The organism is Sphaerotilus sp. (assembly GCF_013299175.1).
Lineage (GTDB): Bacteria > Pseudomonadota > Gammaproteobacteria > Burkholderiales > Burkholderiaceae_C > Sphaerotilus.
The window spans coordinates 1-22,471 of sequence record NZ_JAAFKF010000068.1 but is presented as its reverse complement, the minus strand read 5'-3'; the positions used below and the strand labels follow the sequence as shown (position 1 = coordinate 22,471).

Annotated in this window: 22 protein-coding genes and 2 pseudogenes; 14 read left to right on the top strand and 10 right to left on the bottom strand. The window is 68.7% G+C overall.

The genetic code is table 11. The annotated features are described in order from the left end of the window. From QZW52_RS12565 to QZW52_RS12535, 7 genes and pseudogenes are all read left to right on the top strand, one after another. Positions 1 to 251: pseudogene (locus QZW52_RS12565) on the top strand (hypothetical protein); the annotation flags it as partial. Continuing rightward, complete coding sequence (locus QZW52_RS12560) at positions 248 to 931, top strand: pirin family protein (protein WP_293999275.1); 684 nt, start codon at positions 248 to 250, stop codon at positions 929 to 931. The pseudogene QZW52_RS12565 and the gene QZW52_RS12560, both read left to right, overlap by 4 nt. 59 nt (positions 932 to 990) lie before the next feature. Further along, positions 991 to 2,313 carry an argininosuccinate synthase gene (locus QZW52_RS12555; protein WP_293999272.1) on the top strand — a complete coding sequence of 441 codons (1,323 nt, stop codon included), beginning with the start codon at positions 991 to 993 and terminating at the stop codon, positions 2,311 to 2,313. A gap of 10 nt (positions 2,314 to 2,323) precedes the next feature. Beyond that, positions 2,324 to 2,644: a pyrimidine/purine nucleoside phosphorylase gene (gene ppnP / locus QZW52_RS12550; RefSeq protein ID WP_293999269.1), complete on the top strand. Its 321-nt coding sequence runs from the start codon at positions 2,324 to 2,326 to the stop codon at positions 2,642 to 2,644. Between the two features lie 48 nt (positions 2,645 to 2,692). Continuing rightward, positions 2,693 to 3,208, top strand: coding sequence for a putative pterin-binding protein (locus tag QZW52_RS12545; protein ID WP_293999266.1), 516 nt, complete (start codon positions 2,693 to 2,695; stop codon positions 3,206 to 3,208). Between the two features lie 5 nt (positions 3,209 to 3,213). Continuing rightward, positions 3,214 to 5,133 carry an ATP-binding protein gene (locus QZW52_RS12540; RefSeq protein WP_293999264.1) on the top strand — a complete coding sequence of 640 codons (1,920 nt, stop codon included), beginning with the start codon at positions 3,214 to 3,216 and terminating at the stop codon, positions 5,131 to 5,133. Beyond that, positions 5,111 to 5,521: an Hpt domain-containing protein gene (locus QZW52_RS12535; protein ID WP_293999260.1), complete on the top strand. Its 411-nt coding sequence runs from the start codon at positions 5,111 to 5,113 to the stop codon at positions 5,519 to 5,521. Before QZW52_RS12540 ends, QZW52_RS12535 begins: the two co-directional genes overlap by 23 nt. Before the next feature lie 26 nt (positions 5,522 to 5,547). On the opposite strand, the gene QZW52_RS12530 is transcribed toward QZW52_RS12535, so the two are convergent. Next, on the bottom strand, positions 5,548 to 5,985 hold the full coding sequence (locus tag QZW52_RS12530) for a hypothetical protein (RefSeq protein WP_293999257.1): 438 nt from the start codon (positions 5,983 to 5,985) through the stop codon (positions 5,548 to 5,550). Positions 5,986 to 6,372: 387 nt separating this feature from the next. Further along, positions 6,373 to 7,746 (bottom strand): DNA repair protein RadA, encoded by a 1,374-nt coding sequence (gene radA, locus QZW52_RS12525; RefSeq protein ID WP_293999254.1) that lies wholly within the window; start codon positions 7,744 to 7,746, stop codon positions 6,373 to 6,375. 42 nt (positions 7,747 to 7,788) lie between these two features. Between radA and QZW52_RS12520 the strand changes: the two genes are divergently transcribed. Continuing rightward, entirely contained in the window at positions 7,789 to 8,421 is a 633-nt protein-coding gene (locus QZW52_RS12520) for a LysE family transporter (protein ID WP_293999252.1), read from the top strand. A gap of 15 nt (positions 8,422 to 8,436) precedes the next feature. On the opposite strand, the gene arfB is transcribed toward QZW52_RS12520, so the two are convergent. From arfB to alr, 3 genes are read right to left on the bottom strand one after another with little or no spacing between them, the layout of a single operon-like run. Beyond that, positions 8,437 to 8,847: an alternative ribosome rescue aminoacyl-tRNA hydrolase ArfB gene (gene arfB / locus QZW52_RS12515; protein WP_293999249.1), complete on the bottom strand. Its 411-nt coding sequence runs from the start codon at positions 8,845 to 8,847 to the stop codon at positions 8,437 to 8,439. After that, positions 8,844 to 9,419 (bottom strand): cytochrome b, encoded by a 576-nt coding sequence (locus QZW52_RS12510; RefSeq protein WP_293999246.1) that lies wholly within the window; start codon positions 9,417 to 9,419, stop codon positions 8,844 to 8,846. The genes arfB and QZW52_RS12510 overlap by 4 nt, the downstream gene beginning before the upstream one ends. Further along, positions 9,385 to 10,569, bottom strand: a complete 1,185-nt coding sequence (gene alr, locus QZW52_RS12505) for an alanine racemase (RefSeq protein WP_434738332.1) — start codon at positions 10,567 to 10,569, stop codon at positions 9,385 to 9,387. Before alr ends, QZW52_RS12510 begins: the two co-directional genes overlap by 35 nt. Before the next feature lie 95 nt (positions 10,570 to 10,664). On the opposite strand from alr, the gene lplT reads away from it, so the two are divergent. Beyond that, positions 10,665 to 11,945, top strand: coding sequence for a lysophospholipid transporter LplT (gene lplT, locus QZW52_RS12500; protein ID WP_293999243.1), 1,281 nt, complete (start codon positions 10,665 to 10,667; stop codon positions 11,943 to 11,945). A gap of 27 nt (positions 11,946 to 11,972) precedes the next feature. Here lplT and QZW52_RS12495 read toward each other — a convergent pair whose 3' ends face one another. Continuing rightward, positions 11,973 to 12,860 carry a response regulator gene (locus QZW52_RS12495; protein ID WP_293999241.1) on the bottom strand — a complete coding sequence of 296 codons (888 nt, stop codon included), beginning with the start codon at positions 12,858 to 12,860 and terminating at the stop codon, positions 11,973 to 11,975. A 217-nt stretch (positions 12,861 to 13,077) separates the two neighbouring features. On the opposite strand from QZW52_RS12495, the gene QZW52_RS12490 reads away from it, so the two are divergent. The 3 genes from QZW52_RS12490 (at position 13,078) to QZW52_RS12480 (ending at position 16,244) form a co-directional block, all read left to right on the top strand. After that, positions 13,078 to 14,277 (top strand): amino acid aminotransferase, encoded by a 1,200-nt coding sequence (locus tag QZW52_RS12490; protein WP_293999239.1) that lies wholly within the window; start codon positions 13,078 to 13,080, stop codon positions 14,275 to 14,277. Positions 14,278 to 14,474: 197 nt separating this feature from the next. Next, positions 14,475 to 14,777, top strand: a complete 303-nt coding sequence (locus QZW52_RS12485) for a high-potential iron-sulfur protein (RefSeq protein WP_293999236.1) — start codon at positions 14,475 to 14,477, stop codon at positions 14,775 to 14,777. A gap of 75 nt (positions 14,778 to 14,852) precedes the next feature. Then, positions 14,853 to 16,244, top strand: a complete 1,392-nt coding sequence (locus QZW52_RS12480) for an amidase (protein ID WP_293999231.1) — start codon at positions 14,853 to 14,855, stop codon at positions 16,242 to 16,244. On the opposite strand, the gene QZW52_RS12475 is transcribed toward QZW52_RS12480, so the two are convergent. From QZW52_RS12475 to QZW52_RS12465, 3 genes are read right to left on the bottom strand one after another with little or no spacing between them, the layout of a single operon-like run. Beyond that, on the bottom strand, positions 16,183 to 17,940 hold the full coding sequence (locus QZW52_RS12475) for a SulP family inorganic anion transporter (RefSeq protein ID WP_293999228.1): 1,758 nt from the start codon (positions 17,938 to 17,940) through the stop codon (positions 16,183 to 16,185). The genes QZW52_RS12480 and QZW52_RS12475 overlap by 62 nt on opposite strands. A 14-nt stretch (positions 17,941 to 17,954) precedes the next feature. After that, a complete protein-coding gene (locus QZW52_RS12470) occupies positions 17,955 to 19,304 on the bottom strand; it encodes an NAD(P)/FAD-dependent oxidoreductase (protein WP_434738331.1) in 1,350 nt (449 codons plus the stop codon). Beyond that, positions 19,301 to 20,191 (bottom strand): MBL fold metallo-hydrolase, encoded by an 891-nt coding sequence (locus tag QZW52_RS12465; protein WP_293999225.1) that lies wholly within the window; start codon positions 20,189 to 20,191, stop codon positions 19,301 to 19,303. The genes QZW52_RS12470 and QZW52_RS12465 overlap by 4 nt, the downstream gene beginning before the upstream one ends. 190 nt (positions 20,192 to 20,381) lie before the next feature. Here QZW52_RS12465 and QZW52_RS12460 point away from each other — a divergent pair, with 190 nt between their 5' ends. Next, a complete protein-coding gene (locus tag QZW52_RS12460) occupies positions 20,382 to 21,719 on the top strand; it encodes a sigma-54 interaction domain-containing protein (RefSeq protein ID WP_293999222.1) in 1,338 nt (445 codons plus the stop codon). Here the strand turns inward: QZW52_RS12460 and mscL are convergent. Then, the gene (gene mscL, locus QZW52_RS12455) at positions 21,709 to 22,128 is read right to left on the bottom strand and encodes a large conductance mechanosensitive channel protein MscL (RefSeq protein ID WP_293999219.1); all 420 of its coding nucleotides are present in this window, start codon (positions 22,126 to 22,128) and stop codon (positions 21,709 to 21,711) included. The genes QZW52_RS12460 and mscL overlap by 11 nt on opposite strands. A gap of 230 nt (positions 22,129 to 22,358) precedes the next feature. Between mscL and QZW52_RS12450 the strand changes: the two are divergent. Continuing rightward, positions 22,359 to 22,471: pseudogene (locus QZW52_RS12450) on the top strand (ubiquinol-cytochrome c reductase iron-sulfur subunit N-terminal domain-containing protein); the annotation flags it as partial.

The following is a 22,471-nucleotide window of genomic DNA, read 5'->3' as shown; positions in this document are numbered from 1 at the left end:
CGATCCGGCAGGTCGTCACCGGACGGGACCAGGACACGCTGATGCAGGTCGGCCAAGCCGTCGAGGCTGGCGGCGTGCCCGTGGACGAGCGGGTGAATGTCCAGGCGCTGATCATCGAGGAGCTGCGACGCCTGCATGAAGGCGTGCTGGCCCGCTACGGTTTGCGGCCCTCGGAGTTCATGGCCTGGCAGCAGCGACAAGCACACACTGCACAGGCGATTCAAAATCCCGTGTCCAGGAGATCCCCATGAAAACACTGCGCAGCGTTGCCCAGGCCCCCGGTCGCCACTGGGTCGGCGATGGTTTTCCCGTCCAGGGCCTGTTCGGCTACCAGCAGGGTGCGCAGTCCCGCAGCCCCTTCCTGATGCTCGACTACGCCGCCCCGACCCACTTCACGCCCAAGACCGGCAAGCGCCGGGGCGTGGGCGCGCACCCGCACCGGGGCTTCGAGACCGTGACTTCGGCCCGCTACCAGGCGATCGTCGATGCCGACATCCCGGTCGTGCCGCTCGACGGGGGCGCGGGCCAGGTGCGCGTGATCGCCGGGGACTGCGCCGGCCACACCGGCCCGGCGCGCACCTTCACGCCGATGAACGTGTGGGATGTGCAGGTCACTGCCGGGCACACGGCCACGCTGGCGCAGCCGGACGGCTGGACCACGCTGATGGTGGTGCTGGGCGGCACGGTGCAGGTCAATGGTGCCGCGCTGGCGCAGCAAAGCCAGTGCGTCATCTTCAGCCGCGAAGGCACGGGCGTGCAGGTGCAGGCGCAGGGTGGCGATGCCCGCGTGCTGCTGCTGTCGGGCGAGCCGATCGACGAGCCGATCGACGAGCCGATTGTGGGCTACGGGCCTTTCGTGATGAACAGTCGGTCCGAGATCGAACAGGCCATCACCGACTTCAACAGCGGCCGGTTCGGCCAGGTCCGCTGAGCCGTAAAATCGAGGTTTGCTCCTCATTTCACGCAGCGCACCGCAGCGGCAGTCACCACATGTCCCAACAGCAACAGATCAAGCGCGTCGTCCTCGCCTATTCGGGCGGCCTGGACACCTCCATCATCCTCAAGTGGCTCCAGGACGAGTACCAGTGCGAGGTCGTGACCTTCACGGCCGACATCGGCCAGGGCGAAGAGATCGAGCCGGCCCGCGCCAAGGCCATCAAGATGGGCATCAAGCCCGAGAACATCTACATCGAGGATCTGCGCGAAGAGTTCGTGCGCGACTTCGTGTTCCCGATGTTCCGCGCCAATGCGCTGTACGAAGGCGAATACCTGCTCGGCACGTCGATTGCCCGCCCGCTGATCGCCAAGCGCCTGGTCGAGATCGCCCAGATGACCCAGGCCGACGCCATCAGCCACGGCGCCACCGGCAAGGGCAACGACCAGGTCCGCTTCGAGCTGGGCGCCTACGCGCTGATGCCGGGCGTGCAGGTCATCGCCCCGTGGCGCGAGTGGAAGCTCTCCAGCCGCGAAAGCATGCTGGCCTACGCCGACCAGCACGGCATCCCCGTGGACTTCAAGAAGCGCAAGGGCGGCGGCGCGCCGTACTCGATGGACGCCAACCTGCTGCACATCAGCTATGAAGGCGGCATCCTCGAAGACCCGAACTTCGCGCCCGAAGACAGCATGTGGCGCCTGACGCGCAGCCCGGAGAAGGCGCCCAACAAGCCGCAGACCATCGAGCTGACCTACGAAAAGGGTGACGTGGTCGCCATCGACGGAGAGAAGCTGTCGCCAGCCCAGGTGCTGACCAAGCTGAACGAGATCGGCGGCCTGCACGGCGTCGGCCGTCTGGACAAGGTCGAGAACCGCTACGTCGGCATGAAGAGCCGCGGCTGCTACGAAACCCCCGGCGGCACCATCCTGCTGGCCGGTCACCGCGCCATCGAGTCGATCACCCTCGACCGCGAAGTGCTGGCGCTGAAGGACGACCTGATGCCGCGTTACGCGCGCATGGTCTACAACGGCTACTGGTTCGCGCCGGAGCGGGTGCTGCTGCAAGGGCTGATCGACGCCTCGCAGGCCACCGTGAACGGCACCGTCAAGCTCAAGCTCTACAAGGGCACGATCATGTGCGTGGGCCGCGAGTCGCTGACCGATTCGCTGTTCGACCCGAAGATCTCGACCTTCGACGACGACGGTGGCGCCTACAACCAGGCGGATGCGGGCGGCTTCATCAAGCTGAACGCGCTGCGCCTGCGCATCGCCGCGAACGCCCGTGCGGCGCGTGCGCCGAAGCCGGTTGCACCTGTCGAAAAGGCGGCTGCCAAGAAGAAGCCCGCTGCCCGCAAGGCCGCCGCGAAGAAAACCGCCTGAGGAGCCACCGATGAGCAACGAACAACTGAGCGTCGCCAGCGTCGGCACCAAGGCCAACGTCTACTTCGACGGCCGCTGCGTCTCGCACGGCATCACGCTGGCCGACGGCACGAAGAAGAGCGTGGGCGTGATCCTGCCCGCGTCGCTGACCTTCAACACCGGCGCACCGGAAATCATGGAAACCGTGGCGGGTGCCTGCAGCGTGCTGCTGCCGGGCCAGAACGCATGGCAGACCTTCGGGCCTGGCCAATCGTTCAATGTTCCCGGCAACGCGAGTTTCCAGATCCGGGTCGAGGGTGAGCCCTACCACTACATCTGCCATTTCGGCTGATTTGCCAGAAGGGGATGCGGCATCATCGGGGGACAAAGGAGTTCCCCGATGGTTTCTCGTCGTCAATGCATGGTGGCTGCAGCCACGCTCGCGGTGCTGGGTTCTGCGCCCTGTCGTGCCAAGCCGCTGGAGCGCCCCACTGGCAAGGTCATCCTGACCATCTCGGGCCGCATCGGCGTGCGCAACGCCGGCACGCGGGCCGAGTTCGACATGGACATGCTCGCGGCCTTGCCGCAGCGCACGTTCTCGACCAAGACCCCCTGGTATCCCGAGGCCCACCAGTTCACCGGGCCGCTGCTGCGTGACGTGCTCGCGGCGGTCGGTGCCCAGGGACAGAACCTGCGCGCCATCGCGATCAACGACTACAAGGTCGATCTGCCGGTGGCCGATGCGCGCAAGTTCGATCTGGTGCTCGCCCGTCTGATGGATGGCAAGCCGATGCCGCTGCGGGACAAGGGGCCGCTGTTCATCGTCTACCCCTTCGACGCAGATGAATCCCTGCGCAACGAGCGGTACTACAGCCGCTCGGCCTGGCAGCTCAAGGCACTCGACGTTCTCGAATGAATGCCGTGCCCGAGACCCGTCCCCGTGTGCTGATGACGCGGGTCGGGCGCCTGATGGCCGTGATGGTCGTGGTGCTGACGGCGGTTTTCGGGGGCATCGGCTGGCTGCAAGCCCAGTCACTGGCGCTGCTCAATGCCAACGTGGTCTACCAGGGCGACAACATCGTCTGGAGCTTTTTCCAACTGGAAAACGAGTTGCTGCGCCTGGGCCATGCCGTGCATGAGGCTGCGGCACAGCAGGAGCCGGCCGCCTTCGAATCGCTGCGCGAACGCTACGAGATTTTTGTCAGCCGCATCGATCTGGTGGAGCCGGAGCGCACCCGCGAGGTGATGCCAAAACTGGCCCTGCACCAGCAGGTGATGGGCCAACTGCACGCGCTGGTGGCACGCCTGGACCCGGTGCTGGGGCCGGACGGTCCAACCCGCCTGGCCCCGGCGGAGATCCGGGCGCTGGTGCCGGCGTTAGAGGCGGTGGGCCAGTCGGTGCGGGAGTTGTCGCAGTTGGCGAACCAATCGGTGGCAGAAGGCGTCGCCCGCCGCAATGCTGCCGTGCGCGACCAGAGCCGCATCGGCATCGGTCTGACCATCTTCCAGTGCTTGCTGATCGGGGTGTTTGCCTATGTCGTGGTGCGCCAGGTGCGCTCGCTGGAGCTGCGCCGCAGCCAACTGGAGCAACTGGCCCGCCATCTGCAGGACGCCCGCACCGAGGCCGAGCAGGCCAGCCGCGCCAAGAGTGCCTTCCTGGCCAACATGAGCCACGAGCTGCGCACGCCGTTCAACGGGCTGCTCGGGATGATGTCGCTGCTGGACCGCTCGGTGCTGACACCGCTGCAGCGCGAATACCTGGGCACCGCGCGCCAGTCGGGCGCCCACTTGCTGACCATCCTGAACGACGTGCTCGATTTTTCGAAGATGGAATCGGGTCGGCTGGAGCTGGTGGCGCGGCCGGTGGATCTGCGCCAGATGGTGGGCGAGGTGCAGGCACTGATGGGTCCGCAGGCGCGTGACAAGGGCTTGCAATTCGAGGTCGAGCTGTCTTCGGCGGTCCACCCCGTCGTGCAGGCCGATGCCCAGCGGGTCAAGCAGATCCTGTTCAACCTGCTGGGCAACGCCATCAAGTTCACCGACGTGGGGCGGGTGTGGATGCAGGTGGATGGCTGCACCACCGCACAGGGCCAGTCCGCCACCCGGTTTCGCATCTCGGACACGGGCATCGGCATGGGGGAGACCACCCGTTCCCGCCTGTTCCAGCGGTTCAGCCAGGGCGATGACAGCATCAGCCGCCGCTTCGGCGGCACCGGGCTGGGACTGGAAATTTCACGCAACCTGGCGGAGCGGATGGGGGGCGACATTGCCGTGGCGAGCGAGATGGGGCGTGGCAGCGTCTTCACGGTGGTGCTGCCGCTGCCGGAACTCGATGCCGCTGCACTGGTACCGCCGCCCGCGGCCACGCCAGCACAGGCGTCCGCAGTGTCATCCGTGGCGGCCCCGGACGGATTGCGCGTGCTGGTCGTCGATGACCATCCGGTCAACCGCAAGTTCATGCAGGTGCTGCTGGAGCAGTTGGGGCACCGGGTGCTGTTGGCGACCCAAGGTGCCGAGGCAGTGACCACCGTGCGCGAACAGGCGTGCGATCTCGTGCTCATGGACCTGCACATGCCGGTGATGGATGGTCTGGCCGCGGCAAGGGCCATCCGCGACCTGCCGGTGGCACAGTCCCGCGTGTGCATCGTGGCGCTGACGGCGGATGCTGTCGCCGAATCCCGCGAGCGGGTGCGCGAAGCGGGCATGGACGATTTTCTGGCCAAGCCTGTGCAGTTGCACGATGTCGAGGAGCTGTTGCGCAAGCACTTCGGCGCGCGCGCAGTGGGGGCCAGAACGGGCCAGGGCGACCGCGACTGCTGTGGTCGGCCCGGTCAAGCCTGAACGCCGCCGCCGCGCCCGCACCAAACCGGGCGATGCGGCGCGGATACTGGATCTGGTGCTGATCACCGACACCTGCGCGGCGCTGTCCGTGCATTCCTATGCGGCGCTGCTGGCGGGTTTTCTGGCCGACGAGAGCGCCAGTCTGTCGGCGTTGCTGGCCTTGCTCGACGGCGCAGGACCAGCGTCCGAGCGGGTGGCGGCTGCGCACCGGTTCAAGGGGGCTGCGGCCAGTCTGGGCTTGCGGGAGCTGGCCGACACGGCGTTCCAGATCGAGAGCGAGGCCGGGTCGTTGACCGAAGACACGGCGGCGCTGGCGGCACAGCGGCTGCGCAGCCAGATGGAAGCGGTGCGTGAAATGGCGACCCGCATCGGCTGGCTGGGCGTCTGAGTGGCCGGCGGTGCCGGCCGCTGTGCTCAGGCGGCGGCAGCGATCGGGGCGCGGTCGGCGACGCGGGCGGTCTCCTGGACGGAGACCGGACGGCTGACGGGGGCTGCACTGGGCTGGCCTTCGGTGCGCGTGGCACTCCAGCGTTCGACGCTTCCACGGCGGAAGCTCACGACGATCTGGTTGCCGTAGCTGTCGCGCCAGAGCCAGTCGTTGCCGCGTTCGTTCACGCGCTGGCCCAGGCTTTTGGAGATGTCCAGCACCTCGGCCATGGTCATGCCGTGGCCCAGTTTCGACTGCAGCGTCACGACGCTATCGACCATGCCCTTGGGACGGTCGGCCACGTTGCGCAACTGGCGTGAAGCCCGGTTGAACTGGAGGATGGACCAGAAGGCAATGACCGTGATGCCGAGTACCAGACCGGCCCAACGGAATGCCCACCAGCCAGCCAGCAGGGCAGATGCCATCAGGACGGCATTGATCGTGCGTTGAAATGGAACTTTCATGTACCGAATCTTATCGCTGGAGAGGAGGAAGCCATGCACCCTCTCCACGTAACGAAAGGTATTAACCCCGTACTTTGGGGGGGTGTGAGGGCAGGGTGGCGTGTCTCCAAAGTGTAGGGGATGTCCTCTGAAAACGATAAATATGCTTCGGTTTTTCTGATTAAGATGTTCGATAGCGTTTCCTGATGTGCCGGTCAGTTGCTATCCATGTCAATGGTTTGCGGAATTTTGGCTGCACAAATTCACGAATAGGGATTGCCCCCTAGCTTCAGCGCCCGCTGCCCTGCCGATGCAGGATTCGCACAGTCTGGTGATTCTGGTAGGCGGTGCGCGGTGCCGGGCGCTGGTTCAACCCATCTGGCGGACCGCCTCGATGGCCTCTTCGATGCGTTCGATGGGGTGGACGGTCAGCCCGTCGATCGGTTTCTTGGGCGCATTGGCCTTCGGCACGAGCGCCACGGTGAACCCGAGCTTGGCCGCTTCCTTGAGCCGCTCCTGGCCCCGCGGTGCCGGGCGCACTTCACCGGCCAGCCCCACCTCCCCGAACGCGAGGAAGCCTTTCGGCAGCGGCCGCCCCCGCAGCGAACTCTGGATCGCCAGCAGCACGGCCAGATCGGCGGCTGGCTCGCTGATGCGGACACCGCCGACCGCGTTGACGAACACGTCCTGGTCCGCACACGACACGCCCGCGTGGCGGTGCAGCACGGCCAGCAGCATCGCCAGCCGGTCCCGGTCCAGCCCGACACTGAGTCGCCGCGGACTCGGGCCACCGGCATCCACCAGCGCCTGGATCTCCACCAGCAGCGGCCGCGTCCCCTCCAGTGTCACCAGGACGCACGCCCCCGGCACCGGCTCGCTGTGGCTCGACAGGAAGATCGCGCTCGGGTTGGCCACGCCCTTCAGGCCCTTCTCGGTCATCGCGAACACGCCGATCTCGTTGACTGCGCCGAAGCGGTTCTTGATGGCGCGCACGAGGCGGAAGCTCGAATGCGTGTCGCCCTCGAAGTAGAGCACCGTGTCCACGATGTGCTCCAGCACGCGCGGGCCGGCCAGCGCCCCCTCCTTGGTGACGTGGCCGACGAGGACGATGGTGCAGCCGGTGGACTTGGCGGTGCGGGTGAGCTGCGCGGCGCACTCGCGGACCTGGGCGACCGAGCCGGGCGCGGAGGTGAGCTGGTCGGAGTAGAGCGTCTGGATCGAGTCGATGACGCAGAAGGCCGGGGTTTCGAGCGCGAGCGTGGCCTGGATGCGCTCCAGCCCGATCTCGGCCAGCACGCGCAGCTTCTGCCCGCCCAGCCCGAGCCGGTGCGCCCGCAGCGCGACCTGGGCGCCGGACTCCTCGCCGGTGACGTAGAGCACCTTCATCTGGTGCGACAGCGCCTCGGCCGCCTGCAGCAGCAGCGTGCTCTTGCCGATGCCGGGATCGCCGCCGATCAGCACCACGCCGCCTTCGACGATGCCGCCGCCTAGCACCCGGTCCAGCTCCTCCAGCCCGGTCGGGGTGCGCGCCACGTCGGCAGCCTCGATGTCGGCGAGGGTGGCGACCGGCTGGCTCTTGGCCAGGGCCTGGAAGCGGTTGTTCTTGCTGCCGGGGCCGGGCGGCGGCTCGGCGATGGTCTCGTCGAGCGTGTTCCAGGCGCCGCAGTGCGGGCATTTGCCGAGCCACTTGGCGTTGGTGCCGCCGCAGTCGCGGCAGGTGTAGAGGGTCTTGTCGCGTGCCATGCGGCGGATTGTCGCCCGTGCATGGCGTGGCAAGATCCGCCCATGGAATTCCACACTTGGCTCACTTTTCTGGCCGCCGCCGTGGCGATCAGCCTGTCACCCGGCCCCGGTGCCATCGCGGCGATGGGCGTCGGCCTGAACCACGGGTTTCGCCGCGGGCAGGTCATCGCCTATGGCCTGCTGATGGGGGTGTGGACACAGACGCTGGTGGTGGGGGTGGGTCTGGGCATGCTGCTGTCCACGTCCGAAGCGGCCTTCTCTGTCGTCAAGTGGGTGGGTGCGGCCTACCTCGTCTGGCTGGGCATCCAGCAGTGGCGCGCGCCGATCCGGCCCCTGGTGGCACCCGACAGCGAGGCCGTTCCAGACACGCACCTGGCGCGCACGCTGTTCCTGCGCGGCTGGATGGTCAACGCGCTCAACCCCAAGGGCACGGTGTTCCTCATCGCTGTGCTGCCGCAGTTCATCGACGCCGCCCGGCCGCTGCTGGCGCAGTACCTGGCGATCGGCGCGACCTTCGGCGTGGTCGAGAGTCTGGTGATGAGCGGCTACGTGGCGTTGGCGTCGCGCGTGCTGGGGATGCTGCGCGCGCCACGGCAACTTCGCTGGATGAACCGCACCTTCGGCAGCCTGTTCATCGTGGCCGGCGCCGTGCTGGGGATGTTCCGGCGCGCCTGACGCTCGGCGCCTGAATCAGTCCGACGCACGGCCGCTGCGGCCCCGCGTCGCCTTGGTCGCGCTGTGCCGCGTCTTCGACTCCAGCCGGCGCATGGTCGAGCCGTGGGTCGGTTTGGTCGCCCGGCGGGCCTTCGGGACATGGGCGGCGCGGTCCACCATGTCCTGCAGCCGGGCCAGCGCATCGGCCTGGTTGCGGGGCAGGCTGCGGTGGTCCTGCGCCTTGATGACGACCACGCCGTCCCCGCCGATGCGGCTGTCGGCCAGTGCGAGCAGGCGTGCCTTGACGGCTTCGGGCAGCGACGAGGCGCCGATGTCGAAACGCAGGTGCGCCGCGCTCGACACCTTGTTGACGTTCTGACCGCCCGCTCCCTGGGCGCGGATGGCCGTGAAATCGACCTCGCGGGGATCGACCACCGGGGGTTTCACGCCGCCACTCCCCGGCCCGCCATGCGCTGCAAAGCCGCCCGGCCGTGGCGCACCGCCCCGACCAGATGGACCAGGATCAGCGCGATCAGCAGCTTCGAGCCGACCGCGTGCAGCAGGCCGGTGCGGTAGTGCAGCGCCTTGTTCTCCTCGATCGGCGACGCGATGTCGAACCAGCCCAGTACATGGAGCGGGTGGCCGCCACTCCAGACCATCAGCGGGCCGGTGAGCACCATCAGCGCGAGCACCGCCAGCAGCGCGCCGTGGCCTGCCTTTTCCGCCACGCGCTGCCAGCCGGCGGGCGAGAGCGCCTGCGGGCTGCGGCCCGACAGCATCGCCTGCACGCGCCAGACGATGCGCGCCAGCAGCGGCACGAAAGCGAACACGCCGATCGCCACATGCCAGGCCCACAGCGCCTTGCGCTCCGGACCTTTGGGGAGCACGTCCGCCGCCACGACCCCGATGACCAGCATCGTCAGCGTCAGCAGCGCGCCGCCCCAGTGGGCGAGGCGCGACAGGCGGCCGTAGCGGTCGGGCTGGTCAAGCGTGGGCAGGGGGGTGGCAGGGCTGGACATGCTGGGGCTGCAGGGGGTGTGGGGAGACTGCCATTGTGCAGCCCGGCCCTTCGACCACCCGCGTCGGCACCCGCTGTGCCAGCGCGCACATCAGCTCGTAGCCGATCGTGCCCGCGGCCTGGGCCACCTCGTCGATCGCCAGCACGCTGCCGCTGCCCTGCGGCCCGTGGCCCCACAGCGTGACCTCGCTGCCAACCTCCGCCAGCGGCACCGGTGTCAGGTCCACGGCCAGCATGTCCATCGAGACGCGGCCGACGGTGGTGGTGCGGACGCCGTCCACCAGCACCGGCGTGCCCGTGGGGGCGTGGCGTGGATACCCATCCGCGTAGCCACAGGCGACCACGCCGACGCGCATCGGCTGTTCGGCGCGGAAGCGGCTGCCGTAGCCCACCGTGTCGCCGGGCTGCAGCGCCTGCGTGGAGATCAGCCGCGAGCGCAGCGTCATCGTCGGCGACAGGCCCCAGTGGGCGCTGTCGTGTTCGGGGAAATCGGGCGCGCTGCCGTAGCTCAGGATGCCGCTGCGCACCCAGTCGGCGCGTACCTCGGCATCGCCCGCGTGGCGCAGGATGGCCGCGCTGTTGCTCAAGGACCGCTCGCCGGGCAGGTCGTGCGTGGCGGCGTGGAAGGCGGCAACCTGTTCGGCGATGCCGCGCGGGCCGTCGGCGTCGGAGAAGTGCGTCATCAGCGAGATTTCGTCCACCTGCGGCAGCACGTTCAGCCGCGCCCAGGCGCTGCGCAGGTGGTGACCGGTGAAGCCGAGCCGGTGCATGCCGCTGTTCATCTTGAGAAAGACGCGGTGCGGCTGGTGGGTCTTGTGCGCGGCGAGCCAGTCGATCTGCGCCTCGTGGTGGACGACGTGCCAGAGGTTCAGCCGCGAGCACAGCTCCAGATCCCGTGGCTCGAAACAGCCTTCCAGCAGCAGCACCGGCCCGCGCCAGCCCAGGTTGCGCACGCGCTGCGCCTCGTCCAGGTCCAGCATCGCCATGCCATCCGCGCCCAGCAGCCCCGGCCAGACCCGCTCGATGCCGTGGCCATAGGCGTTGGCCTTGATGACCACCCACAGGCGGGAATCACCGGCATGGTGGCGGGCAACCCGCAGGTTGCCGGCGAGGGCGTCGGGGTGGAGGAGGGCTTCGATCGGGCGGGGCATGGGCGAAGATTGTGCCAGCCAGTCCTCGGCGGATCCCGCGCCCGCAGGGTGTCTCCGCACTGTGCGGGCAAGGGCGCGTGCTATAACCGCGCCGCATGAAAAAAGGCTTTCACACCATCATGTCGGCGCAGTTCTTCAGCTCGCTGGCAGACAACGCCTTGTTCGTTGCAGCGGTCGAGCTGCTGCGGACTTCTGGCGCTCCGGAGTGGCAGCGGGCCGCTCTGGTGCCAATGTTCGCGCTCTTCTACGTGGTCCTGGCGCCGTTCGTGGGGGCCTTCGCCGACGCGGTGCCCAAAGGCAAGGTGATGTTCTTCTCGAACAGCATCAAGGTCATCGGCTGCCTGATGATGCTGTTCGGCACGCACCCGCTGGCCGCCTACGCCATCGTCGGCCTGGGCGCTGCCGCCTACTCGCCCGCCAAGTACGGCATCCTGACCGAGCTGCTGCCGCCGTCGCAGCTCGTCAAGGCCAACGGCTGGATCGAGGGGTTGACGATCTCCTCGATCATCCTGGGCGTGCTGCTGGGCGGGCAACTGGTCGGGCCGCACATCGCGCCGCACCTGCTCGCCTTCGATTTCCCGCTGCTGGACCTGGGGGTGGACACGCCGCCCGAAGCCGCGATCTCGTCGCTGGTGTTCCTCTACATCATCGCGGCCATCTTCAACCTCTACATTCCGCGCACCGACGCGCCGCTGCAGCCGCTGTCCAGCGATCCGGTGGCGCTGGTGCGCGACTTCTCCGACTGCAACTCGCGCCTGTGGAACGACCGCCTGGGCCAGATCTCGCTGGCCACCACGACGCTGTTCTGGGGCGTGTCGGGCAACCTGCGCTACATCGTGCTGGCTTGGGCGGCTGCGGCGCTGGGCTATGGCACGACGCAGGCTTCGTCGCTGGTCGGCGTGGTGGCGGTCGGTACTGCGGTGGGCGCCGTGGTCGCGTCGATGCTGATGCGGCTGGAGCACGCCACGCGCGTCATGCCGCTGGGGGTGGCGATGGGGCTGCTGGTGGTGCTGATGAACTTCATCGACAACGTCTGGCTGGCCGCACCGTTCCTGATCGCGCTGGGTGCGCTGGGGGGGTATCTGGTGGTGCCGATGAACGCGCTGCTGCAGCACCGGGGCCACAACCTGATGGGCGCCGGCCGCTCGATCGCCGTGCAGAATTTCAACGAGCAGGCGTGCATCCTGGCGCTGGGGGCCTTCTACACGGGCATGACCCGCGGCGGTTTGTCCGCGTTCGGGGCCATCACGATCTTCGGGCTGCTGGTGGCGGGCACGATGGAGCTGATCCGCCGCTGGCACCGCCGCAACACGGTGGAGCACGCCGACGAGGTCGAACGCCTGATGAAGATCGCCCGCAGCGACGGCGGGCACTGAGCCGCAGGGCCGCGCCCGCCGCGCCCCTCAGAGCGACATCAGCGCCGTCGGCTGGAACACCCGGTCGAAGGTGCGGTCGTGGCGGGCCAGCAGTTGCGCCAGTTCGGCATCGTCCAGTGGCGTGCCGAGGCAGGCGTCGCAGTCGGCGAAGGTGGCGCGGATGCGCTCGATCGGCGCATGCCGCCCTGCCAGCGCCACCACCACCGGTGCCAGCCCGACCAGCGTCGGGTGGCGGCGGATGCGGCGGCAGGTCTGGAAACCGGCCGATCCCCCCTGGCCCATTCCCAGGAACACGAAGCCGAACACCAGCCGCCCGGTCAGCGCCACGGCTTCATCGCTGGTGCGGGTCAGCAGCACCCGGTAGCCGAACGCCATCAGCCGCTCGCGCAGCATCCGGCACTCGGCGGGGCTGTTGCTCACCACCAGCACCTGGTCGAGCCGCTGGTCGCCATCGGCCAGCACCGCGTTGCTGTAGCCGGAGCTGGCGCGGAAGTCCTGCACCTCGTGGTCGTTGAGCGCCTGTTGCCGCGTCAGGCCGCTCGGCCCCGTGGCGGCCAGCCGCAGCCGTGGTGTCAGCCCGGATTCGCGCAGTGCGCGGGCTGCGCGGCGGTTCTTCAGGTCGTCGAGCGCGCGGCGCAGTTGCATGGCGTCGATCGGCCGGCCCAGGTGGGCACCGGCGGTCGCGGGTGTTTTCGAGCCACCGATGAAGACCGTGTCGCGCACACGCCCGGCCTGACCGACCGTGTAGATCGCCTCCGGCTGGTCCGCATCCGCCACCAGCCAGTCACACTCGGCCACCGAGCCGTCCACCGTGTAGACCGGCACGGCGTCCACCAGCCGGAAGTAGCTCTCCAGCGTTCGGCGCTCGAACGCACTGAAGCCGACGATGGCAATTCGCTGGGCGACAGGGCGCATGGGGTTCTCCGGGCTGTAACTGATTTGTGACAAGCCGATTCTTCGAGACCCCCTGTCCCCCGTCAAGGCACCGATCCCCCTCAATACGATGTGGTACCGACCACCCTTTGGGGTGGAATGCACACCGGTGTGCCCCGTTTTTTCCTGATCGATCCCCGACTTAGGGCGGTCGTGACCCGGCGGATAATCTGCCACCCCTTCCGCAGGAGCCTTGTCCATGTTCGAACACGTCGATGCCTACGCCGGCGATCCCATCCTCACGCTCAACGAGAACTTCCAGAAAGACCCCCGGCCGGGTTTGATCAACCTGTCGATCGGCATCTACTTCGACGACGCCGGGCGGCTGCCGGTGATGCGGGCGGTGCGCGAGGCGGAGACCGCGATGCTGCAGTCGATCGGGCCGCGGGGCTACCTGCCGATGGTCGGCGCGGCCAACACGCGCACGCAGATCCAGCACCTGCTCTTCGGCGCCGAACACGAGGCCGTCACCAGCGGCCGCACGGTGACGCTGCAGACGCTGGGCGGCTCGGGCGCGCTCAAGGTCGGTGCGGACTTCCTGAAGAAGTATTTCCCCGACAGCGGCGTGTGGATCAGCGACCCGACCTGGGACAACCACCGGGCGATCTTCGAGGGCGCCGGGTTCGCGGTCCACACGTATCCGTACTACGACCCCGCGACCGGCGGGCTGCGGTTCGAGGCGCTGCTGGAGGCGATCCGCGGCCTGCCGTCACGCTCGGTGGTGCTGCTGCATGCGTGCTGCCACAACCCGACCGGGGTGGACCTGACGGCGGCGCAGTGGGGCGAGCTGATCCCGGTGCTGGCCGAGCGCGGGCTGATTCCGTTCGTGGACATCGCTTACCAGGGCTTCGGCGACGGGGTGCAGGAAGACGCCTTCGCGCTGCGGGCGCTGGCGGATGCGGGCATCGCCTTCTTCGTGGCGAACAGTTTTTCCAAGAGCTTCTCGCTCTACGGCGAGCGGGTCGGCGGCCTGAGCGTGGTCTGCCCTACGGTGGCGGAAGCCGGGCTGGTGATCGGGCAGTTGCAGGTGGCGGTGCGCAAGAACTACTCCAGCCCCGCGACCCACGGTGGCCAGATCGTCGCCCGCGTGCTGGCGGACGTGGCGCTGCGGCAGTCGTGGACGGATGAGCTGGACGCGATGCGGGTGCGGATCCAGGCGATGCGCGAGCGGCTGCACGCTGTCCTGTCGGAGAAGGTGCCGGGGCGGGATTTCAGCTACTTCCTGACGCAGCGCGGGATGTTCAGCTACACGGGGTTGTCGCCGCAGCAGGTGGACGAGTTGCGCGAGGTGCATGGGGTGTACCTCGTGCGCTCGGGGCGGATGTGCGTGGCGGGGTTGAACAGCGGGAATGTGGAGCGGACGGCGCAGGCGATGGCGAAGGTGCTGGCTGGTCGGTGATCGCTTGTCCTTGATCGTGGTCAAGGTCTGCCATGCCCCGATCGGCACAATCCCCGCTGCCACACCTTTGACGCCGAGTACCTGTCGCGTCGCTGCCCCTTTCCAGGCCGAACTGCTGCGTTGCCGTGCGCTGCGTATGCTGACGGCCATTCAGAGTCCCGTTTCATCTTCACCCCAGACACCCAAAGGAACCCCCCATGACCATGCAACGCCGCGTTTTCCTGATGACCCTCGCCGCTTCCGGCGCCGTGCTCGGCACCGCCGCCCAGGCGCAAGCCCTCGTGGACGAGAAGGACGCTGCGGCGGCCGGCCTCGGCTACGTGGCCGACGCCAAGAAGGCCGACGCCAAGAAGTTCCCCAAGTACGCCGCCGGCCAGAACTGCGCCGGCTGCGCGCTGTACCAGGGCAAGGCGGGCGACAAGGCTGGCGGCTGCCCGTTGTTCGCTGGCAAGCAAGTGGCCGGCGCCGGCTGGTGCAGTGCCTGGGCCAAGAAGGCTTGATCCGGTCCTGACCGAGGGCGGGCCGGGCCGGGCGGCGTCTGCCGCAGAATGGCGCCAGAAGCTTCTGGAGCGACCATGCCCGCCCTGCACGATCTCCCTGCTACCGCGCTGCTCGCCCTCTACCGGCATGGCGATGTCTCGCCGGTCGAGGTCGTCGGCGCCGTGCTGGACCACATTGCCTGCTGGGAGCCGCATCTGTGCGCCACCTACGCGCTTGATCCGGCCGCGGCGCTGGTCCAGGCGCGGGCGTCCGAAGCACGCTGGCGCCGCGGCGAGCCGTGCGGCCTGCTGGACGGTGTGCCGACGATGGTCAAGGAGAACATCGCCACCCGCGGCACACCGACGCCGCTCGGCACCGCTGCGACCGTCCTCACCCCAGCCACCGCCGATGCCCCGCCCGCCGCCCGGCTGCGTGAGGCCGGCGCCGTGCTGCTGGGCAAGACGACGATGCCGGACTACGGGATGCTGTCCTCGGGCCTGTCGAGCTTCCACCCGCTGACGCGCAACCCGTGGGATCTGACGAAGAACCCCGGTGGTTCCAGCGCGGGCGCCGGGGCGGGTGCCGCTGCCGGTTACGGGCCGCTGCACCTCGGCACGGACATTGGTGGATCGGTGCGCCTGCCCGCAGGCTGGTGCGGTGTCTTCACGCTGAAACCGAGCCTCGGCCGCATCCCGATCCAGCCCGCCTATGCCGGCCGCGTTGCTGGCCCGATGACGCGCACCGTCGCCGACGCGGCGCTGATGATGCGCGTGCTCAGCCAGCCGGACTGGCGTGACGCAACCAGCCTGCCGGCGCAGGACATCGACTGGGATGCCCCGGAACTCGACCCGCGTGGCCTGCGCATCGGGCTGCAACTGGACGCCGGCTGGGGCATGCCGCTGGACGCGCAGGTGAGGGCGGTGGTCGAGGATGCGGCGCGGTGCTTCGAGTCGGCCGGCGCCATCGTCGAGCCGATGCCCGCCTTCATGACCCGCGAGATGGCCGACGGCATGGACCGCTTCTGGCGGATGCGCTCATGGCTGGACTTCTCCGCGTTGCCAGCCGAGCGGCGCGACAAGGTGCTGCCCTACATCCGCGAATGGGTGTCAACCGGCGCCGAACTGACGGCAACGCAGGTCTTCCATGGCCACAGCCAGATGGCCGCAATGCGCGACGCGGCGGTGGCGGCGACGCAGCCCTTCGACTTCGTGCTGTCTCCTGTGGCGCCATGCGTGGCCTTCGCCGCCGAGTGGGCCAGCCCGCTGAACGACCCGCAGCGTCCGTTCGAGCACATCGCCTTCACGCTGCCGTGGAACATGAGCGAGCAGCCCGCCGCGTCCATCAACGCGGGCTGGAACGACGCCGGCCTGCCGATTGGCCTGCAGATCGTCGGCCACCGCCATGACGACCTCGGCGTGCTGCGCCTCAGCCGGTGGTGGGAAGGGCGGCGGGGTGCGCAGCGGGCGTGGCCAGCAGCTCCGGGGTGAGCTGGGCAACCGCCTGGTAGTGCGTCAGGAACACCTGGCCGCGCAGGTGGCGCAGGAAATCGGTCGCCTGCAGCCGGTCCATCACCGGCCCCTTGACCTCCGACAGGTGCAGCACGATGCCCGCGTCGCGCAGCCGCTGCTCGATCGCCTCCAGGCTTTCGAGGGCGCTGGCGTCGATGCTGTTGATCGCCGAGCACTGCAGCACCACATGCGCCAGCGCCGGCTGCAGCGCCACCGCATCGTTGACCCGGTCCTCCAGGCTGCGCGCGTTGGCGAAGTACAGGCTCTCGTCCACCCGCAGGCTCACCAGGCGCGGGCTGACCCGCACGTCGTGGCGCTGCACGTTGCGGAAATGCTCGGTCCCCGGCACGAGTCCTACCGTGGCGATGTGTGGCCGGCTGGTGCGGAACAGGTAGAGCACCAGCGACACGCCGACCCCGACGATCAGCCCCGTTTCCACGCCCTCCACCAGCGTGGCGAGCAAGGTGGCGGCGACCGCGGCGAAGTCGGGTTTCGAGTAGGCCCAGGTGCGCCGCAGGATGCCGAAGTCCACCAGCGACAGCACCGCCACGATGATCGTCGCCGCCAGCGTGGCCAGGGGCAGGAAGTACAGCGCCGGGGTCAGCAGCAGCGAGGCCAGCGTGATGCCGACCGCCGTGAAGACGCCGGCCGCCGGGGTCTGTGCCCCCGCGTCGAAGTTCACCACCGAGCGCGAGAACCCGCCCGTCACCGGGAACCCGCCGCTGAACGCCGCCGACAGGTTGCTCGCGCCGAGGGCCACCAGCTCCTGGTCCGGGTCGATGCGCTGGCGCCGCTTGGCCGCCAGGGTCTGGCCGACCGACACCGACTCGACGAACCCGACCACGCTGATCAGCAGCGCCGGCATGAACAGCGACTGCCACAGCGCCACATCCCACACCGGCATCGTCAGCGGCGGCAGCCCCTGCGGAATGTGGCCGACGATCTTGACGCCCTGCGCCTGCCAGCCCAGCGCCCAGGTCAGGCCCGTGGTGACGGCAATCGCCGCGACCGGCCCGGCCTTGGCGCACAGGTCGGCGAGCTTGGGCGACAGGCCCCACCGTGTCAGCAGCGGCTTCAAGCCCTTGCGCACCCAGAACAGGAACGCCGCGGTCGCCACCCCCATGGTCAGCGTCAGGGCGTGGGTGTGGGGGATTTGCCGGGCCAGCGCGAGCAGCAGCTCGACGAGGTTGTGCCCCTCGGCCTTCACGCCCATCAGCGTCTTGAGCTGGCTGGCGGCGATGATCAGCCCCGACGCCGAGATGAAACCCGAGATCACCGGGTGGCTCAGGAAGTTGGCCAGGAACCCCAGCCGCAGCACCCCCATCAGCAGCAGCATCCCGCCCGACAGGAAGGCCAGCGTGATCGCCTGCGCCCAGTAGGCGGCCGAACCGGCGGTGGCGTGTTCGCCGATGGCGGCGGCCGTCATCAGCGACACCACCGCCACCGGCCCGACCGCCAGCACCCGGCTGCTGCCGAACACGGCGTACAGCAGGAGCGGCGCGACGCTGGCGTACAGCCCGACCTCGGCGGGCAGGCCGGCCAGCAGCGCGTAGGCCAGGCTCTGCGGGATCAGCATCACGGTGACGATCAGCGCCGCCACGAGGTCGCTGACCAGCGTGTCGCGGTCGTACTGGCGGCCCCAGTCGAGCAGGGGCAGGCGGGGCAGTGAAATCATCCGACGCATCCGACTCATCCGACCAGTTCCGGCTCGGCCAGCCACTCGCGGCCCTTGAGCATGGCCTGCCAGTACAGCGGCGGCAGGATGCGCTCCTTCAGGTACCACGCGAGGCGGGACGGCTGGGTGCCGTCGATCAGCCACTGCGGGAAGCTCGGCTTGACCTTGCCGCCGTAGGTGAACTCGGCCAGCACGATCTTGCCGCGCTCCACCGTCAGCGGGCAGGAGCCGTAGCCGTCGTACTGCGCCGCCCCCTTGCGCTTGCCCAGCGCCACGAGCAGGTTGTGGGCCACGACGGGGGCCTGCTTGCGGGCAGCGGCGGCGGTCTTGGCATTGGTGGTGTTGCCGGCGTCGCCCAGCCCGAAGATGTTCTCGTATCGCTTGTGGCGCAGGCTGCTCGGATCGACCTCGACCCAGCCGGCGGCGTCGGCCAGCGGGCTGCTGCGGAGGAAGTCGGGCGCTTTCTGCGGTGGCACGGCGTGGAGCAGGTCGAATTCGCGCACCACCGTCTGCTTGGTGCCGTCGGCGTTGGCTTTGCTGAACGTGGCGCGGCGGGCCGGGCCATCGACCGACACCAGCGTGTGGCCGAAGTCCAGGGCGACACCGTAAGCCTTGATGTATGCCATCAGCGCCGGCACGTAGTCCGCCACGCCGAACAGCACTGCCCCGGCATTGCAGAACTCGATCTGGATGTCCTTGAGCACCCCCGTGCGGCGCCAGTGATCCGCCGAGAGGTACATCGCCTTCTGCGGCGCGCCGGCGCACTTGATCGGCATGGGGGGCTGCGTGAACACGGCCCGGCCGCCGCGCAGTTGTTGCACCTGCTCCCAGGTGTAGGGCGCCAGGTCGAAGCGGTAGTTCGAGGTCACGCCGTGGCGGCCCAGCGATTCGGCCAAGCCCTCGATGCCCTGCCAGTCGAGCTTGAGTCCGGGGCAGACCACCAGTTGCTGGTATTTGACGACGCGGCCGTTGTCGAGGCGCACCGCGTTGCGCTCCGGCTCGAAGCCGGCGACGGCGGCCTTGATCGACTGCACGCCGCGGGGCAGGACCGCGGCCATCGGGCGGGCGGTGCTGCGCGGGTCGAAGATGCCGGCGCCCACCATGGTCCAGCCGGGCTGGTAGTAGTGGGTGTCGGCCGGGTCGATGATGGCGATGTCCAGCCCTGATTGGCGCGCCAGCAGGCTGGCAGCCACGGCAATGCCGGCCGCGCCCCCGCCGACGATCACCACCGCGTGGCTGGATTCGTCCACCTGGACGGGGGCCTTGCGGCTGTTGTGCGGGCGGGTGGGGGTGGGCTGGGTCATGGCTTGTCTCTTGGTTCTTGGTTCTTGGTTCTTGGTTCTGGGTAGGGGCCGGCTGCTCACAGGGCGTTCAGCGGGATCTTGATGTAGCGGGTGCCGTTGTCCTCGGCCGGCGGAAACTGGCCGGCGCGCATGTTGATCTGCACCGAGGGCAGGATCAGCGTGGGCATGTCCAGCGTCGCGTCGCGGGTCTGGCGCATGGCCACGAAGTCGTCCTCGCTGATGCCGTCGCGCACATGGACGTTGGCGGCCCGCGCTTCGGCCACGGTCGAGACGAACGCCACGGCCCGCCCGCCCGGCTGGTAGTCGTGGCACATGTACAGCCGCGTCTCGGGCGGCAGGCTGAGCACCCGCTGGATCGACCGGTACAGCGTGCGCGCATCGCCGCCGGGGAAGTCGCAGCGCGCCGTGCCGTAGTCGGGCATGAACAGCGTGTCGCCGACGAAGGCGGTGGTCTGCGCGCCGGCCGCGTCGCGCACGACGTAGGTCATGCAGGCCGGAGTGTGGCCGGGGGTGTGCAGGGCCTGGAACTGCAGCGTGCCCAGCGCCACGGTCTCGCCGTCGGCGAAGAGGTGGTCGAACTGGCTGCCATCGCGGGCGAACTCGGCACCGGCGTTGAACAGCGTGCCGAAGACGCGCTGCACGGTGGTGATGTGCTGGCCGATGCCGATGCGCCCGCCGAGCTGCTGGCGCAGGTAGGGCGCGGCCGAGAGGTGGTCGGCGTGGACGTGGGTCTCCAGGATCCAGTCCACGGTGGCGCCGAGTGCCTTCACGCGGGCGATCAGCCGGTCGGCCTGCGTGGTGCGGGTGCGGCCGGACTTGGGGTCGTAGTCGAGCACGCTGTCGATCAGGGCGCAGCGGCGCGTGGCGGTGTCCAGCACGAGGTAGCTCACCGTCGAGGTGGCGGGGTCGAAGTGGCCTTCGATCTGCAGGGAAGTGGGGTGGGTCATGGCGTGCGGCGCGCGGCGTCCGAGGTCGGGTAGGGTGGTGGTCTATCAAGAGACATGCCATGCCATGCTCAGGGCTGGCGCCGGGGGCAATCGCCCGATGAGCACTGCCACAATCGGGGTTTCTGGCAGTGTTGGCAGTCCGATGCACTGCCAGGCAGTCTGCCATTCCACCACCATCCCCCTGTGTGCCATGCCCCTGTCCACGACCAACCTGCACGCCCTGCTGTCGTTCATCGAGCATGAGCCGCAACCGATGATGGTGCTCGATCCCGGCTACCACATCCTGGCCGCCAACACCGCCTACCAGCGGCAGTTCGGCACCCTCGACCGGCCCTACGTCGGCCACAAGTGCTTCCGTATCTCGCACCACTACGATGTGCCCTGTGACCAGGCGGGCGAGCACTGCCCCATGGCCAAGGCGCTGGAGTCCCGCGGCCCCGACCGGGTGCTACACGTCCACCACACCCCCCGCGGGCCGGAGCATGTGGACGTGGAGCTGCGCCCGATCTTCGACGCCGAGCAGCGCATCGTCGCCTACGTGGAGCGGCTGACCACCGTGCGCAGCGCCTCCGCCCAGCCCAGCGCGGACGGGCTGGTCGGGCGCTCGCCGACCTTCACGGCGGCGCTGGGGGCGCTGCAGCGGGTGGCGCCGTCGATGCTGCCGGTGCTGCTGCTGGGCGAGTCGGGCACGGGCAAGGAGCTGTTCGCCCGTGCGGTCCACGAGTCGAGTGCGCGTGTACGCGGGCCGTTCGTGGCGGTGGACTGCTCGGGGCTGACGGAGACGCTGTTCGAGAGCGAGCTGTTCGGCTACGAGAAGGGCGCCTTCACGGGGGCGCACCAGCGCAAGAAGGGGCTGGTCGAGACGGCACAGGGCGGCACGCTCTTCCTGGACGAGATGGGGGACGTGCCGCTGGCGATGCAGGTCAAGCTGCTGCGCCTGATCGAGTCAGGGACTTTCCGGCGGGTGGGCAGCCCCGAAACGCAGCAGGCCGATTTCCGGCTGGTGGCCGCCACGCACCAGCCGCTGCAGCAGATGGTGGCCGAGCGCCTGTTCCGGCAAGACCTGTACTACCGGATCAGCGCCTTCCCGATCCATCTGCCACCGCTGCGCGAGCGGCTCACGGACATTCCGGTGCTGGTCGATTCGATCTTGCGCCGGGGGGCTGCGCAGTCACCGCCCCTGCCGTCGGTCACGGTGGACCCGCAGGCCATGGCGCGGCTGATGGCGCACGACTGGCCGGGCAACATCCGCGAGCTGCGCAATGTGCTGGACCGGGCGCGGCTGTTCGCCGACGGGGGTGTGGTCCGGGCTGCGCACCTGCCCGACAGCGTAGGCGCCGAGGCGCGGCTGCCGGGTCCGGCGCGGCCTGGTGCGGCGAGGCAGGCTGGCCGCGGCGAGTCCGAGCCGGACCTGCCGCGGCTGGAGCGGCTTCTGGCCGAGTTCGCCGGCTCACGGCGTGCGCTGGCGCAGCATCTTGGCTGGAGCGAGCGCACGCTGTACCGCCGGCTGGCTCAACTCAACGCTTGAGCGCGTCGCGGATCTCGCGCAGCAGCACGACGTCTTCGGCCGGCGGGGCGGGCGGTGCCGGCGGTGCAGCAGGCGCTTCGCGCTTCATGCGGTTCATCGTCTTGACCATCATGAAGATGATGAAGGCGAGGATCACGAAGTTGATGGCGATGGTGACGAAGTTGCCGTAGGCCAGCACGGCGCCGGCCTTCTTCGCTTCGACCAGGGTGGTGGCCGTCTGGCCATTCAGCGCGATGAACTGGTTGCTGAAGTCCATGCCGCCAAACACCTTGCCGACGATCGGCATGACGATGTCGCCGATCAGCGAATCGACGATCTTGCCGAAGGCGCCGCCGATGATCACGCCGACCGCCAGGTCCATCACATTGCCCTTGAGGGCAAATTCCTTGAATTCACTCGCCATGCTCATTGGTTTCTCCTGTTATTCGTTAAGCGTCCGACAACATGCCGTTACGCAGTCGTGAAGTATTACCGTCGTAAGTTATCTGTCAAGTCGGATTGCCCTGTTGTTTTTGGCTCAGATGCATGCCTTCATCCAAGGCCAAGCCTGTCAGCAAGTGTGCAGATCCGGTGATGCGCTGGGCTAGAATCAGGGGTTGTCCCCATCTCAGACCGGACCTTCTTTTCCCGAGGAATCACATGAGTGACCAGCAAGTCGACCAGGCCAAGCGGACGTGGCTGATCGCGTCGGGCTGCGCCGGCGCTGTCGGCGGTTTAGCGACTGCCGTGCCCTTCGTCAGCACCTTCACCCC